The sequence below is a fragment of the Brachyspira murdochii DSM 12563 genome (assembly GCF_000092845.1).
Lineage (GTDB): Bacteria > Spirochaetota > Brachyspiria > Brachyspirales > Brachyspiraceae > Brachyspira > Brachyspira murdochii.
Genome location: NC_014150.1, coordinates 1,066,980 through 1,082,141 on the forward strand (window position 1 = coordinate 1,066,980; position 15,162 = coordinate 1,082,141).

At 26.5% G+C, this 15,162-nt stretch carries 16 protein-coding genes and 1 pseudogene; 8 read left to right on the plus strand and 9 right to left on the minus strand.

From position 1 onward, the window contains the following. Positions 1-168: 168 nt before the first annotated feature. The 5 genes and pseudogenes from BMUR_RS04560 (at position 169) to BMUR_RS04580 (ending at position 4,255) form a co-directional block, all read left to right on the plus strand. Positions 169-1,729 (plus strand): annotated as a pseudogene (locus BMUR_RS04560) (peptide ABC transporter substrate-binding protein). Between the two features lie 215 nt (positions 1,730-1,944). Then, positions 1,945-2,781 carry a DUF4349 domain-containing protein gene (locus BMUR_RS04565; RefSeq protein ID WP_013113427.1) on the plus strand — a complete coding sequence of 279 codons (837 nt, stop codon included), beginning with the start codon at positions 1,945-1,947 and terminating at the stop codon, positions 2,779-2,781. Between the two features lie 145 nt (positions 2,782-2,926). Continuing rightward, a complete protein-coding gene (locus tag BMUR_RS04570) occupies positions 2,927-3,136 on the plus strand; it encodes a hypothetical protein (RefSeq protein ID WP_013113428.1) in 210 nt (69 codons plus the stop codon). Between the two features lie 44 nt (positions 3,137-3,180). Beyond that, positions 3,181-3,669 (plus strand): Spy/CpxP family protein refolding chaperone, encoded by a 489-nt coding sequence (locus tag BMUR_RS04575; protein ID WP_013113429.1) that lies wholly within the window; start codon positions 3,181-3,183, stop codon positions 3,667-3,669. A gap of 118 nt (positions 3,670-3,787) precedes the next feature. Next, on the plus strand, positions 3,788-4,255 hold the full coding sequence (locus tag BMUR_RS04580; RefSeq protein WP_013113430.1) for a hypothetical protein: 468 nt from the start codon (positions 3,788-3,790) through the stop codon (positions 4,253-4,255). A gap of 20 nt (positions 4,256-4,275) precedes the next feature. Here the strand turns inward: BMUR_RS04580 and BMUR_RS04585 are convergent, their stop codons facing one another. From BMUR_RS04585 to BMUR_RS15150, 4 genes are all read right to left on the minus strand, one after another. Then, positions 4,276-4,851 carry a hypothetical protein gene (locus tag BMUR_RS04585; protein WP_013113431.1) on the minus strand — a complete coding sequence of 192 codons (576 nt, stop codon included), beginning with the start codon at positions 4,849-4,851 and terminating at the stop codon, positions 4,276-4,278. 2 nt (positions 4,852-4,853) lie between these two features. Further along, positions 4,854-5,342 carry an STM3941 family protein gene (locus tag BMUR_RS04590; RefSeq protein ID WP_013113432.1) on the minus strand — a complete coding sequence of 163 codons (489 nt, stop codon included), beginning with the start codon at positions 5,340-5,342 and terminating at the stop codon, positions 4,854-4,856. Positions 5,343-5,427: 85 nt separating this feature from the next. Next, positions 5,428-5,556 carry a hypothetical protein gene (locus tag BMUR_RS15145; protein WP_280513014.1) on the minus strand — a complete coding sequence of 43 codons (129 nt, stop codon included), beginning with the start codon at positions 5,554-5,556 and terminating at the stop codon, positions 5,428-5,430. Positions 5,557-5,558: 2 nt separating this feature from the next. Beyond that, the gene (locus BMUR_RS15150; protein WP_013113433.1) at positions 5,559-6,032 is read right to left on the minus strand and encodes an STM3941 family protein; all 474 of its coding nucleotides are present in this window, start codon (positions 6,030-6,032) and stop codon (positions 5,559-5,561) included. 155 nt (positions 6,033-6,187) lie between these two features. Here BMUR_RS15150 and BMUR_RS04605 point away from each other — a divergent pair, with 155 nt between their 5' ends. Next, positions 6,188-7,072, plus strand: a complete 885-nt coding sequence (locus BMUR_RS04605; RefSeq protein WP_013113434.1) for a DMT family transporter — start codon at positions 6,188-6,190, stop codon at positions 7,070-7,072. On the opposite strand, the gene BMUR_RS04610 is transcribed toward BMUR_RS04605, so the two are convergent. The 5 genes from BMUR_RS04610 to BMUR_RS04630 all read right to left on the minus strand — a co-directional run bounded on the left by BMUR_RS04610 (position 7,069) and on the right by BMUR_RS04630 (position 13,170). Continuing rightward, entirely contained in the window at positions 7,069-7,248 is a 180-nt protein-coding gene (locus BMUR_RS04610; protein ID WP_013113435.1) for a hypothetical protein, read from the minus strand. The two genes, BMUR_RS04605 and BMUR_RS04610, sit on opposite strands and share 4 nt — an antisense overlap. A 70-nt stretch (positions 7,249-7,318) precedes the next feature. Continuing rightward, the gene (locus BMUR_RS04615; RefSeq protein ID WP_013113436.1) at positions 7,319-8,398 is read right to left on the minus strand and encodes a DUF3810 domain-containing protein; all 1,080 of its coding nucleotides are present in this window, start codon (positions 8,396-8,398) and stop codon (positions 7,319-7,321) included. Positions 8,399-8,438: 40 nt separating this feature from the next. Next, positions 8,439-9,242, minus strand: coding sequence for a hypothetical protein (locus tag BMUR_RS04620; protein ID WP_013113437.1), 804 nt, complete (start codon positions 9,240-9,242; stop codon positions 8,439-8,441). Positions 9,243-9,287: 45 nt separating this feature from the next. Next, positions 9,288-11,690, minus strand: coding sequence for an ATP-binding protein (locus BMUR_RS04625; protein ID WP_013113438.1), 2,403 nt, complete (start codon positions 11,688-11,690; stop codon positions 9,288-9,290). A 49-nt stretch (positions 11,691-11,739) separates the two neighbouring features. Then, complete coding sequence (locus BMUR_RS04630) at positions 11,740-13,170, minus strand: alpha-amylase family glycosyl hydrolase (protein WP_013113439.1); 1,431 nt, start codon at positions 13,168-13,170, stop codon at positions 11,740-11,742. A 439-nt stretch (positions 13,171-13,609) separates the two neighbouring features. Here BMUR_RS04630 and BMUR_RS04635 point away from each other — a divergent pair, with 439 nt between their 5' ends. Both BMUR_RS04635 and thiD read left to right on the plus strand, forming a co-directional pair. Further along, on the plus strand, positions 13,610-14,314 hold the full coding sequence (locus tag BMUR_RS04635) for an ANTAR domain-containing protein (protein ID WP_013113440.1): 705 nt from the start codon (positions 13,610-13,612) through the stop codon (positions 14,312-14,314). Between the two features lie 11 nt (positions 14,315-14,325). Next, positions 14,326-15,135: a bifunctional hydroxymethylpyrimidine kinase/phosphomethylpyrimidine kinase gene (thiD, locus tag BMUR_RS04640; protein ID WP_013113441.1), complete on the plus strand. Its 810-nt coding sequence runs from the start codon at positions 14,326-14,328 to the stop codon at positions 15,133-15,135. Positions 15,136-15,162: the final 27 nt, after the last annotated feature.

Here is a 15,162-nt window from a genome sequence, read left to right on the forward strand (position 1 = left end):
AATTTTTTGATACATGATTAAAGTTAATTTTTATTAATTATTATCTTTAATAATATTTTATAAAAAATATAAAATTCCCGAGAGTAATTTCTATTTTAGGCAGGCTGCCTAATTAAAAAATATAGTTCTCAAATAAAATACAATCAATAAAAATTAAGGGAGTATTATATGAAAAAGATAATACTAATACTATTATATTTTACTTTTCTAATATCATGTTCAAATACAAAAACAGATAATGGTCTTTTAATAAATATAGGACCTGACCCTACATACACAGAAACATATGACGGTTCTGCATATATAGCTCATACATTTGAAGGATTAACTTCAAGAGACAAAGATGATAAATTAATTCCAGCCGCTGCTGAAAGCTGGGATATAAGTGATGATTATTTAACATATACTTTTTACTTAAGGACAAATGCTAAATGGCATGATGGAGTACCAGTAACAGCAAATGATTTTGTATATGCTTGGAGAAGAGCAGTTGATCCTAAAGAGGCAAGTTCTAAACCCTATAAAAAATGCAGCGAAAATAATTAACATAGAACTTCCTATAGAAGAATTGGGAGTAAAAGCATTAGATGATTATACTTTAGAAGTTACATTAGAAAGTCCTACTGCATACTTTTTGGACTTGCTTGCAATTACAATATACAGCCCTCTTAGAGAAGATATTATAAATGAATACGGAGATTCTTGGAGTCAGAAAAAATATATAGGAAACGGACCTTACTATGTAAGCGAACATATTAATAATGATAAATTAGTAATGATAAAAAGCACCAACTATTGGAACAGCGAAAATATCACTGCTGAGAAACTTACATTTGCACTTTTATATAATCTTAATACTATAGTATATTCTATAGAAAACGCTACTTTAATGTTTGGAAGCAATCCTCCTCTTCAGGATATACCTAAATTGACAGAAGAAGGATATATTGATTATGTTCCTTTGCTTGCAATTTATTTTTTATCTGTTAATACCACAAATGAAGTGCTAAAAGATAAAAGAGTAAGAAATGCACTTTATCTTTCAATAGACAGAAACTATATAATAAAAAACGTTACTAAAGGTGCAGAAACTCCTGCTGCTGCTTTAGTTCCTCCTCCAGTATATGATATAGAAGGCTCTTTCAGAGAAAAAGGAGGAGATTATTTCAGCACAAAAGAAGAAGATTATACTAAGAATATAGAAGAGGCAAAAAGACTGCTTGCTGAAGCTGGATATCCTAACGGAGAAAATTTTCCTGTTATAGAGTTTACTGTTGAATCAGAAAGCCCAAAAAATATATTTGAAGCTGTGCAGCAAATGTGGAAAGAAAATTTAAATATAGATACTGTAGTTAATCAGCTTGAATGGGGAGTATTTATGCAGACTACTAGAGGAGATAAAAATTTCCAAATAGCACGTTCTGGCTGGATGGGAGATTATAATGATACTATGACTTTTCTTGATACTTTCTTAAGCTACAGCCCGCAAAATACAGGAAGCTATTATAATAAAGAATATGAAGAGCTTATAAAATCTGCACTTACTAACGGAGATAAAATTTCAAGAATGCAGACACTTCATAAGGCAGAAGATGTATTAATGGATGATATGCCTTTCATACCTTTATACTTCTGCAGCAGAGTTATACTCCTAAGACCAGAATTAAAAGGTGTTATGATTAGTGCTGTTATACCTCCAAGATTTTTTTATGCTTATATAGAAAAATAAATAAAAAATTAAAATGGGGCTTATAATAATTATTATTATTAAGCCCTATTAATTATTAAACAATACATATTTAAAAATTATTCAGTAATTACTAATTTTAAAAAATAGTTTTACCTCAAGTATATTATAAGTATTATATAAAATTAAAATAATATTGAAAAAATAATAATACATGATATGTTTATAATATATTTCTATTAATGGGGGTAATAGTTATGAAAAAAATAATCATCATATTAATAAGCATATTTTTATTATTATCATGCGGCGGAAACAGCGGGACATCTACTAATCTTTATTCTAAATCCTCTTATGATACTGCAGCAAGTATTACTGAAGAAGAAATATCTGATGAAAGAGAAGATATTAATACAAGTGAAAATATTGAGAGAAAATTAATTATAACTGCTAATATAACAATTAATTCAAAAGATGTTGAAAAAACATATAAAAGCGTAGAAGAAAAAATAAAAGAATATAAAGGATATTTTGATAATGTAGAATCCTCAAAAAATAGATATTACCTTACAATAAGAATACCTAAAGAAAATTTGAATAATTTCATTTTATTTTTAGAAGAAAATGAAAATGTAGAAAATAAAAATATTAATACTAAAGATGTTACAGATACATATTATGATACAGAAAATAGAATAAAAAACAGAGAAGTATTATTAGAAAAATTAAGAAATTATTTAAGAGAAGCTAAAAATATAGATGAAATATTAAAAGTAGAAGACAGAATTAACACTTTAACATATGAAATAGAATCTATGAAAGGAACATTAGAAAATCTTAATTCGTCTGTAAACTATTCTAAAGTAACTTTAAACATTTCAGACATAGAAGCTATGAAGTCTGGAAATAATAATCTTTATAATAAATACATAAATTTAATATCATTTTTAAAAGCATTTTTCTCTTCAATAGTATTCTTTTTAATTGGTTTTGTGGCAGTTTCAATACCTGTAGTACTAATAGCAGCATTATTCTACTATATATGTTTTGGAAAAATAGGCTTAATAAAAAAATTATACAAAAAAATTAAATAAATTATCATACTTACACCTAGTATATCAAAAAAAATCGTTTTTTTATAAAATTTCAGAATTTTTTGGGAACTTTTAAATATAGTCTGCGTCTAATAAAGCATAAGAAAAACAAAAAATAACAAAAATAAAATTAAGGAGAAAACATATGAAAAAAGGCGTCATCATTTTTTCAGCATTAGCAATTATGCTTCTTGCTTCTTTATCTTTATTTGCTCAGTATGGAAGAGGAGTATACGGAAGAGGAAATTATTGCGGTTATAATTCTGGCTATGGCAGATATAATAATCCTGATTACAGATATAATGATGGATATAGAGGAAATTATAACGGCTGTTATTATTACAATGCACAATAAAAAAATAAATAAAAATTATTTATAAATAAAAAAAGGAGAAAAACATGACAAACAAAATTAACAAAAAAGCAATTATATTAATATCAGTAGCAATTATGATTTTTGGTTCAGTATCTTTATTTGCTCAATACGGCAGAGGTTATGGAAGAGGATACGGTGCTGGTTATGGTGCAGGATATGGTAGAGGAGGATGCGGTGCTGGATACGGAAGAGGATATTATGGTGCTGGTTATGGCGGATGCAGATATGGTGCTGGATATGGTAGAGGATACGGATATTATAACAATCAGCTTACTCAAGAACAAATTGATCAAATAAGAACTATACAGGATAAATATTACCCTCAAATGGACACTTTAAGAAGAGAAATATATAATCAAACACAAAATATTAATACTGAAATGAGAAAAGATGCTCCAGATCAAAATGCTATAAATACTGCAATAGATGCAAGAAGCAAAGCATCTGCTGATTTACAAAAATTGAGAACTCAATGCTTTTTAGAAATAGACAAAGTATACCAAAATAAATAATTTTTTAATCGCTCAACTTTAATATCCCGTGTAATAATAAAATTATTATGCGGGAGTTTTTATTTTTTTTAGGTTTATCTGTTTTATAAATTATAAAGTATATAAGGAGAGTACAATTATGAAAATATTATTTATATTTTTAAGTGTTGCCAGTTTAGCTTTTTCACAATATTATTACAGCCCAGCACCTAGAGTTGGAAATGTAAAGCCTTATGTACCTCCAAGAGCAAAATCTGCTATACCTCTTTATCCGTATAAAAATGACCTCACAACACCAAGATTTGCAAACCCCGGATATACTAAAACATACTATAGAAACGGAAGATTTCATTATTTCGGAAGCGGATATATGAGCTATAGAGACAGACAAAAATTAGAAGCTATAAATGGAAGATATTCTCCAAGATACAGAATGCTTGAAAACCAAATGAAAATAAATAATTCTACAATTAAGGCACAAATAAATCAGAAAAATCCTAATAACAATACTGTAAATAGTGCTGTTAATGATAATTTTAGAATACAGATGGAAATGCAGATGATTAGAACTTTGAGAGAACTTGATATAAACAGACATTTTAAATAAAATTAATTTAATAAAAATTATTAATAGTAATCTCTGTAGTATTTTTTATAATCTTCTTCTTTGCTGGTATTTTTATTGTCATCAAAGTCATCGTAATTATCATAAAAAAAGTCAAACATACTATTAATAAATTTATTGCTTATATCCAAATCGCCCAAATGTATATATAAAGGATTTTCTGATATTACCCTACCCTTAAACTTTCTTAAATAATAACTTTGAGGATCTTTTAAATATATAAATAAATATCCGCCTATAATATCCAAATCTTTTATCTCTTTCCAAAGAACATATATATAACTTTTTACTAATAAATTATTATAATATATTCCATTATCATCTAATATAAAACTAGGAATCTTAAAGAAAATACTTTTTATCAAAATTATAGATAGTATAATAACACCAAAAATAAAAAAGCACACTACAAATATAATAGCAGCTCTCATCTCACTGTCAGTCTCTGTAAATAATACGCTTATAAGAAGAATAGCAATTATTAAACCTATCATCATTACAGCAAAATACCTAATATTATTAATATAAACTTTAACAGAAAATTTACTGTTTGAAAATAATTTATTAATATCTTTCATAATCAAACAACCCCAGTGCTTTTTTCAAAATAATATGTTATCATAGCTAGAACAGTAACAGGATCTTTTAATCCCAACATATAAAAAACAATAGGTTCATTAGGATTTTTTCTATTTATAGATAAACTGCTTTCTTCTTTTAAGTATAAATATATAAATGTTTTTGAAAAAGATATCTCTCTAATATCAATCCATTTTACAAATATATTTTTATTTTTCAATAGCATATTATACATTATACCATTTTCATCTAAAATAATTATAGGCTTTCCCGATTTTAGTAACTGAACCATAAACACTAAAAAGTGTATTAAAAAAAATGACAAACTAATAACAAATAATATTTTTTTATAAGAATTTGAATGTACAAAAGATAATATTGAAATTACAATAAAAACAGAAGAAAATAATAATAATAAAGCTAATTTTCTTTTGCTGTTATATATTTCAATTTTTGGTAAATCATTATCTAATAATAATTCTTCATACATAAAAATTATAGCTCCGAATTTATATCTCAATACTAATTTTATATATTAAATAAAAAAATAATTCAATAGTAAAAAATAATATTAATTAAAAATCAGTTATAAGAAGTATGGCAACTATTAAACCTATCATCATTATGGCAAAATACCTAATATTATTAATATAAACCTTAACAGAAAATTTACTGTTTGGAAATAATTTATTAATATCTTTCATAATCAAATAACCCCAGTGCTTTTTTCAAAATAATATGTAATCATAGCTATAACAGTATCTTTCTTCATTTTTAATTCCGACATATAAAGAACAATAGGTTCATCAGGATTTTTTCTATTTCTTGATATACTGCTTTCTTCTTTTAAGTATAAATATATAAATGTTTTTGAAAAATATATTTCTCTAATATCAATCCATTTTACAAATATATTTTTATTTTTTAATAGAATATTATACATTATACCATTTTCATCTAAAATAATTATAGGCTTTCCCGATTTTAGTAACTGAATCATAAATACTAAAAAACAAATTAAAAAAAATAATAAACTAATGGTAAGTAATATTTTCTTGTAAGAATTTGAATGTAGAAAAGCTAATATTGAAATTACAATAAAAACAGAAGAGAATAATAACAATAAAGCTAATTTCCTTTTGCTATTATATATTTCAATTTTTGGTAAATCCTTATCCATTTTAAGTGCCTCTTTTAATCACTATTATAACATATAATTAAATAAAAAAACAATTCAATAATAATTCAATAAAATAAATGCATTTGACAAATAATAATTTTAATTTAAAATCCTTCAAAATAACAAATCAATAAAAGTATAAAGAGTATTATATAATGCTTAAAAAAATAGTGCCAATTTTTCCTATACTAGCAGGCATACTATGGGGTGCTACTGGTATATTTATAAGAAAATCTGCGGAATTATCAATGAACAATATAACAATAGTATCTTCAAAAGCTGTAACTGCATCCGTTATAATGTTTGCATCAATATTATTATATAATAAATCATTAATAAAAATACATTTAAAAGACATATTCATATTTATATTCGCTGCTTTAATAGGAATGCTTGGAGTAAATATATTTTTTAATGAGAGCGTTAGTTTTTTATCTTTATCTTTGGCAGCAGTTTTATTAAGTCTGTCTCCTATATTTGTACTTTTACTATCATATTTTTTATACAAAGAAAAAATTACATTAAAAAAATTAATATCTATTATACTAGCATTTGTCGGATGCATACTTGTAAGCAATATACTTAAATCAGAAATAAAAATATCATTATGGGGGGTAATAAGCGGACTGCTTGCTGCTTTTTCATATGCACTTTACAGTATAATATCAAAAAAAGCTATGCTTAAAGGGTATCATTCTCTTACTATTACTCTATATGCTTTTATATTTATTGCTATAATAACAGCACCTTTCGCTGATTGGAATTTAATTATAGATTTAATAAAAAAAGATAATAATATATTTATTTTTATAATACTTCATTCTCTATTAGTTTTAATACTGCCATATGTATTTTATACTGTATCATTAAATTATATGGATACTGGAAAAGCCTCTATACTTGCATCATGCGAACCTATTGCAGCATCAGTATTTGGAATTATATTCTTTAATGAAATACCAAATATTTTTTCAGTTGCAGGTATTATATTAACAATCACAGCTTTAACATTATTAAGTATAAATACTAATAAAAATTAATCAGCTGGTTTTACAATATGATCAATATTTTTAGTTCTTGAACTTTTGCAGTATGGACATCTTTGAGGATTAATTTTAAAAATAAGTAAATTTATAGTATACTTTTTTCTTCTTAATGAAAATCTTCTTTTACATCTTTTGCATTGATAAAAATAAGGAGGCTCATCTAGTTTCATAAAATACCTTATTAAAAGTTTGTTATTATAAAAATCAATATTTAATAATTATCGTAAAAATTTCAAAACATTAAAGATGAGAATTATTTTTATAATAAAGCACCAATAATCTTACAACCCTAGAATAGCTTTTTACTCCATACTGCTGATTATTAGCTTTTAAATATGTATCATTAACTTTTTCGCTTACTTTAGATAATTGTCCAGAATATCCCTGCCAAAACTCATAATATTTTTTTATTTCATCTTTAGTTTCACTATTTAAATTAGACATCAAATGAGAATAATTTTCATCTCTCTTTATCTCTCCAAGTACATAAAGAAGTGCCTCAAAATTGGCAGAGTATCTTACAAAAACATCTGTATTTTTTGAGCATGCCGCATATGATATAAAATTAGCCTCATCTTCGTAAGCTATACCTATTTGATGAGCCATCTCATGTGCTATTGTAAATGGTATAGATACACTAGGAATAAGAATATTAACATTAGCTTCTGATGTAAAAGGAGAATATATTCCAGTTATCTGCAGATGTAAAAATAATTTTGATATCTTTATGGGTTTTGTTTTTGAATAATGCATATTAAGAAACTCAAAGTATTCAAATACCTTATTATATTCACTTTCTACAATTCTATTTAATACCTGATAATTAGTATTAATATCAGTATATTTCATCTCATCTTTAAGATCATTAACGTTTCTTATAAGTCTGTCAGCCAAATTATATATATCATCATCTGTAATACTGCTGTTATTTGCATAATACTCTATTAAAGGTACTCTGTAATAATTAAGTCCCCATACCAGCATAAAAACTATATATACTATTACTATAAAACATATAAAAACATATATAAAGTTTAAAGCCATTTTTAATTTTTCTTTAATTGAAGCTATATTATGATTAAAAAAAGAATGTTTAAAAGCAAGTATTATAAATAAAATAACTGTTATGATAAAAACAAAAAGCAGAACTTCTCCTATAGAAAAACTCACATTAGAAGAGAGTTTATTTAAAGAACCTGCTATAGTTTTATATATAGTTCTAGAATAAAAGTTTTCTACAAAATTTTTAGAAAAAGTTATTATTTTTAATATAACAGCAATAAAAACAAGTGATAATATTAATGTTATTTTTAATTTCATCTTAATTAATATTATACTAAAAAAGAAAAAATTGTCAAAACTACTTCATTTTTTTTATGTCGGCATCCATTTTCTTTTTCCACAAGTCATACATTTTCTTTTTTTCTTCAGACTCTTCAGATTCATTTAAATATACATGTATTCTTCTAAGCGAAGCTATTATATTTAAAGCCATTTTCATATCATCTAATCTTTTATCCTGAAGTTCATACTTTGTTCTGTACTGCTCAGCGGAAGCTGCCAATAATTTTTTTACAAGCTCCATCATTTTAACTCTGTATTTATAGCCTTCTATTTCTGGGCTTAAATCTCTGATATATGTTTTGAAATCTATCATATTTTTCCCCAAAGTAGCAAATCTTCCCTCTATTTCAATAAAGTTCTGAAGCCATTTTGAGTTTTCACCATAGCAGTATTTGAAATAATCTATAACATATCCAAAAGAGCAGATAAATTTGTATTTCCATTCATCTGTTAATTTATCTCTTAAATAATCATGTATTTCTTCGTTTAACGATAAAGAATCATCAGTATGATTTCCGAAGACCTCTTCCAAAAGCATAATCGCTTTATTAATATAGCGTCTTCCATCATTAAGCTGATTATCAGAACGCACATCTATATATTCTATGGCAATATAGCAGGTGGTTGCAATAAAAGAAGAAGCCTGTATATAAAGAACAGCAGCATCTATCTTTTTTTTACATATTTCAAAATGATCTTCTAATATTAATAAATCTTTTTCTACTTTTACCAATTTTGATTCTACACCAGCAAGCAGATCTTTATATTTATTTTGCATTCTTGTACATTCAGCTTTTGCAGCCTCGCTTATTTTTGCCATAATTAAATCTCCACATTTTTATTGTCGGAAAATGTTTAGAATTTTTTAATTATTTAAACTAACAGGGATAGAAACAAAAAAAGTTGTTATTTTGAAAGAATCATTAACACTTTTTAATACCATACTTCCCCCATGAGCTTCAACTATTCTCTTAGATATAGCAAGACCTATACCTACACCATGACTTTTTGTGGTAAAAAACGGAGTAAATATCTTCTCTGCCAAATCCGGTTCTATATATGAATCTGTATTTTCAACTATTATATCTATCATAGATTCCCTATATGCATTATCATCAAATATAACACTGATAAATGAACATTCTTTATTATTATCTTCTATAGCATCTATGGCATTGATGATAAGATTAAATACAACCTCATTCATTCTGTCATAATCCCATCTTACAGCATCTTCTTTTGTCATTTTTAAAGCATAGAATTTGATATTTTTACCGCTTTTTTTAATGTATTCTTTTGAAAGAATAGTTAAATATTTTATCATGTCATCAATTTTTATATTATCAACTTCCAAATTAATACTTTTAGCAAATGACAAATTTCTTCTAATATAATTTTCCAAATTTTCTACTTCATTAGCAATTATCTGGGCATAATTTTTAATAGTTTCATCTTTGCTCACCTTTACAAGTCTATTTGCAAACCCAGCAATAGGAACTATAAAATTTCTTAAATTATGTGCCATAGAAGAACTCATCTCTCCTATTATAGCCAAACTCTTTAAATCAAGTAATGTTTTCTCTGCTGCTTTAAGAGCATTATTATTTTTTTCCATTTCATTATAAAGAGAAGAATATTCCAAAGCAACAGCCGCCTGCCTTCCAAACATTTTTAAATAATCAAGATCATCTTCAGGTATAGGCTTTCCATTATAAGGATTATCAACAACTATCATACCTATACAATTAACAGAGTTCATTATTGGTATAATAGCAAAAGGATAATCTCCAAATATATTGGTATATTTTTTTATTTGATTTACTTCATCATTATTTTCTACATTGAGTACATTAATACTATTTTTATTATTAAATACATCAAAAAACAGTCTGCAGTTTTCATTATTAGGTATAACAGTGTTTAAAAACTGCTGATTTAAATCCCATGCATCTTCAACACTTCTTTTATCAAAAGAAAGCATTAATTTTTCTCTTAAAGCATATTTATTCAAATTCTGCATATTGCTCCATATCATTCCCGCATCCTGAGCATTTTTTGGGGCTACACACATACGTCCTCTAAATACATTAAACTCTTTATCGTAAAGAAAAGCAAAAGCCCTATTAAAAGCAAATACATCTCCTATAGTTGTAATAGTTAGAAGCAAAAACAAGATATCTTCGGTTTTAGAACGCTCTAATAAAATATTGCTTATATCATATAATGTGTTTAAACGAGACATATGCTTTGTATTTTTTTCATTTGCTTTACTTAATTCTATCATATTGTAATGTTCTGAGATTCTGCTTGATATATTTGCTAAAAGAGGATTAAATAAGTTAAGATCATTAATATCAAAATCGCCAAGAGGATTAACAGCATCCGGAATCTTATCTATAACAACAATATAGCCTATACAGCCTTTTTTTACTGGTATTCTATTAAAAAGAACTGATCTGTTTATTATACCTTCAAATTTCTTATAATATTTATTATTGGCAGCATTATTTATAAAAAAGATATTATTATCCCAATATTCTTCTATATAAGAATTATCTTCAAAAATAGAATAGTCAAAATTTTCAGGAAATCCGTAACTTGACCTTAAATACAAATTATTATCTTCATCTCTAAGCCTAATAAAAGCCTTACTCGCTGTAAAAATATTAGCAATATCCGAAGCCAAATTATTAAGATTATTTTCAAAATCATCTACATCGCTTAATTTTAAATAAAGCTCTCTAAGAAGTTTTAACTGCTTATCTCTTTCTTTGTATGTTACACTTTGAAGTACATTATTAGCATAAACAGCAAAATGACCTATAACATTTTTTATCTCATCAACTATTTCTCTATAAAATTCAATTCTATTTTCTTTATTTCTAAATACAACAACACCTATAGGGTGAGCGTAGAAAAATATTGGAAGTACAAAAATTGATGCATAATTAGAAAATACTTCTATATTTGTATGATTAATATTTCCGCCTATAAAAATTTTTTGTTCATACAATACATCTTTACAATGACTAGCCTCTATAGGAAAATCCACTTTACATACATAGTATCTGTCTATACCATATACTCCTCTTAATATAAGATAATCTCCTTTAGGAAAATAAACCTCTCCGCAGTCAAATCCGTAATACTGACAAGTTTTCTCCAAAAACAAATCAACAACTCTGTCTATCTCATTGGTATTCTCGGCAAAAAGAAGCCCCATAGATAAATCTGAAAAAAAACTGTCTATCGATTTTCTATCTTCCATAAAACAAACGCCTTATATAATTTTTAATCCTACAATTGTTAATTATTTTTTACGCCCAATAAGTATCTTCTCTTAATCTAAATATTTTAAGCTCATACGGCAATACTTTTACAGTATCTGTAATATTACTAACCACATTATCAAAAGAGATATCATACTTAATGCCGTATTTATTAGCATCAAGCAGCCTTTCTTTGGAAGTAATATTTACAACTATTAAAACTTTATCCTTGCCATCTAAACTGTATTTATAAAATTTTCTAAAAGGATCTTTTTTATTATTTTCTTCCTTACTGTTATCCTCATAATATTCATGATGCTCATGATATTCATATTCTTTTTTTAATTTTTCCAGTTTCTTTTTTTCTTCTATATCAAGAGAAACTATTTCACCACAGTCTGCAAGTATACTGTTTTGTTTTACATAATTTATAATATTTTTGATATATTCGCTTAAGTCATAGCTTATATTTTCATAATCTTTCTCACTTCCACCTACAACATTGCATCTGTTTATAAATCCATATTCATCACCTGTAGTTATCATCCACATATCACATACTATAGCTGTAAATAAAAAAGTCTGCTTTACTCTCCAAATATTTCCGTCATACTCTGTAATAAGTCTTTTAGTATCATGATTGCTTGGAAAAGCTATTTGTCTGCATTTTTTGCGTACCAAATCATACTGTTCTACAAACCATTCTCCCTCATAATCCCACCATTTAGCACTGCTTGCAACATAATCAAATCCTGCATCTATAAGTTTTTCCGTATCCTCAATAGAACAGCCTAAACTCTCAGCAAAAAATATAACATCTTTATTGTGTTCTTTAGCATTATCTATCAAATACTTCCATAATTCTTTAGGTACTTTATATGCAGCATCGCATCTAAAGCCTTCAAATCCCAAATCAAGATTATGTTTTATCAAATCATTCCAATAATACCATATAGGATTTAATATTTCATTATTTGTAGCTTCAGGATTATTTTCATTACTATTATCTTTATTTATGTCTTCTTTTTCTTCTTCATCTTTTTCATTAGGATCTCTTTTATTATTGAATATAGCCAAATCGCCCCATTCAATCCATTTACCATTATCCCAAGCCCCCGGCGACTGCAAAGATCCGTCTTTAGTTTTGTACCATTCTATATGCTCCTGAGTTAAATTACAGTCTTTTGAAGAGTGATTAATAACTAAATCTATCATTACTTTAATCTGCTTACTACGGCAATAAAGTATAAAATCTTTTAACTCTTTTTCAGCTATATTTTGATTACTGCTTGTAAAAAATGAAGGGTTATACTGATAATAATATTTAGCGGCATACAAACTGCCGCTGAAACCAGGATATGTAATAGGATTTATATATATCCATTCAAACCCCATAGCCTTGATTCTATCAACATGGCTGTACCAATTTTTTATATGCCCCAAAAGCGGCGGAAACAAATTATATCCAGATACTCTCATTCCTATAATTATATACGAATAATAAAAAAAAAACAACTTTTTATAACGGTATTTTAATAATAAAAACACTATTATATTTATTAAGTTTGTACACTATGAACATTTGAAGAACATTATAAAGTTTAAAATTATATAATAATTTTTTACATTTCTACAAATAAATAATATAAAAAGTATATCATATTTATTTAATAATTAGATTGATTATTTTATATATAATTTTATAATCATCACATTATAATGCTTTTACAAAATATAAGTTTCACTTAATTTATACTATTCTATTTTTTAGTATTTTATTAACTATAAATTTTATATAAAAAACATTTTAAATTGATAAAATTCATTTTGACAAAATTTAATTGTTTTAGTATATAATATTGATTTTAATTGTTTCTATTATATAATAAACAATATAGTTTTTATTAGGTATAATATTATGCGTATATTAGTTTATGATTCATCTTTACAGACAAGAGACAGTCTTATCAGCATTCTTATAACTGCAGGGTATGAAGTAGTAGCAGTAAAGGATAAAAAAAGCATACTATCTATGTTTGGAAAACTTCCTTTTACTGCAGCTATTATAGAAGCTAATGAAAGCGATGAAGAGATGGCTGACATTTTAGAAAAAATATATTTAGATGACAGGTATAATGTTCATGTTATAGTGCATGTTGAAAATCCGAGTAAAGAGTTTTTCAGCAAGATGATGCGTATAGGAGTTTCCGGATTTTTATTAAAGCCTTTTAATGAAAAAGATTTTTTAAACAGATTTACTTTACTTTTAGAAAAAGCAAATATTAAACCTAAAAAATTAAAACATATAGTAATTAATGATTTGGATAATTTTAAATTGGTATTCAGGCATGATGGAGTAAGGCAAATACTTCATGGTATGATAATAGAAATGTCGCCTATTGGATTAAAATTTATTATGCCTCCTGAAGAGGCAAGTATAGAAGTGGGACATATTATTAAAAACGCTTCTATGGCTATAAGTTCATATAAAATAAGTTTTTCTATAATAATAACTGAAAAAATAGGTAATGAATATATAGGAACTTTTGATGAATTATCTGCTTTTAATTCTAAGCTAATATGTAAGTTTATATACGATAAATATATAGAAAAATTAAAATAAAGGACAATAGAATGATAAAGGCATTAACTATAGCAGGATTTGACGGTTCGGGAGGAGCTGGCATACAGGCAGATTTAAAAACTTTTTCGGCACTTGGCTGTTACGGAATGTGCGTACTTACTGCCCTACCCGTACAAAATACACAAGGAGTGAGAAACTGTTATGGTATAGAATTAAAAGCTATAGAAGAACAGTTATACTGCATATTTGATGACATCATACCAGACGCCATTAAAATAGGAATGCTTTTTAACAGCGATATAATAAAATTAGTAGCGGACTTCTTAAAAACTCATGCCAAAAATATACCCATTATAGTTGATCCTGTTATGGTGGCAAAAAGCGGGGACAGATTATTATTAGAGGAGGCTGTTGCTAGTTTGAAAAGCCGTATACTTCCAATATCTGCTGTAGTTACTCCGAATATACCAGAGGCTGAAGATTTAACTTCAAGAAAAATCAAAACCGATGAAGATATGATTAATGCCGCAAAAGAGATACTGGATATGGGAGCAAAAAATGTTATGCTTAAAGGCGGACATATGGAAGGCGAGCTTTCGAGAGATTTGTTTATGAACAGAGAAGGCAAAGAGTTTTTGGATGCCGTTAGAATAGACACAAAAAATACTCATGGAACAGGCTGTACATTATCGGCAGCTATTTGCAGTTATATAGCACATGGAAAAACTCCGCTTGAAGCCTGCAAACTCGGAAAGGAATATTTATTTAATGCCTTACAATCAGCCAAAACCGACAGCGTTGGAAAGGGTCATGGTCCAGTAAATCATTTCTATGACGCTTGGAAGCATTTGGATATATAAATAATTTTTATTTCTCTATACATTCTT

Coding starts and splice junctions, on each gene's coding strand:
- BMUR_RS04625 (WP_013113438.1), bottom strand. CDS start 11,690: ATGGAAGATAGAAAATCGATAGACAGTTTTTTTTCAGATTTATCTATG.
- BMUR_RS04590 (WP_013113432.1), bottom strand. CDS start 5,342: ATGTATGAAGAATTATTATTAGATAATGATTTACCAAAAATTGAAATA.
- BMUR_RS04630 (WP_013113439.1), bottom strand. CDS start 13,170: ATGAGAGTATCTGGATATAATTTGTTTCCGCCGCTTTTGGGGCATATA.
- BMUR_RS04565 (WP_013113427.1), top strand. CDS start 1,945: ATGAAAAAAATAATCATCATATTAATAAGCATATTTTTATTATTATCA.
- BMUR_RS15145 (WP_280513014.1), bottom strand. CDS start 5,556: ATGAAAGATATTAATAAATTATTTCCAAACAGTAAATTTTCTGTTAAG.
- BMUR_RS04615 (WP_013113436.1), bottom strand. CDS start 8,398: ATGAAATTAAAAATAACATTAATATTATCACTTGTTTTTATTGCTGTT.
- thiD (WP_013113441.1), top strand. CDS start 14,326: ATGATAAAGGCATTAACTATAGCAGGATTTGACGGTTCGGGAGGAGCT.
- BMUR_RS04605 (WP_013113434.1), top strand. CDS start 6,188: ATGCTTAAAAAAATAGTGCCAATTTTTCCTATACTAGCAGGCATACTA.
- BMUR_RS15150 (WP_013113433.1), bottom strand. CDS start 6,032: ATGGATAAGGATTTACCAAAAATTGAAATATATAATAGCAAAAGGAAA.
- BMUR_RS04570 (WP_013113428.1), top strand. CDS start 2,927: ATGAAAAAAGGCGTCATCATTTTTTCAGCATTAGCAATTATGCTTCTT.
- BMUR_RS04580 (WP_013113430.1), top strand. CDS start 3,788: ATGAAAATATTATTTATATTTTTAAGTGTTGCCAGTTTAGCTTTTTCA.
- BMUR_RS04620 (WP_013113437.1), bottom strand. CDS start 9,242: ATGGCAAAAATAAGCGAGGCTGCAAAAGCTGAATGTACAAGAATGCAA.
- BMUR_RS04635 (WP_013113440.1), top strand. CDS start 13,610: ATGCGTATATTAGTTTATGATTCATCTTTACAGACAAGAGACAGTCTT.
- BMUR_RS04585 (WP_013113431.1), bottom strand. CDS start 4,851: ATGAAAGATATTAATAAATTATTTTCAAACAGTAAATTTTCTGTTAAA.
- BMUR_RS04575 (WP_013113429.1), top strand. CDS start 3,181: ATGACAAACAAAATTAACAAAAAAGCAATTATATTAATATCAGTAGCA.
- BMUR_RS04610 (WP_013113435.1), bottom strand. CDS start 7,248: ATGAAACTAGATGAGCCTCCTTATTTTTATCAATGCAAAAGATGTAAA.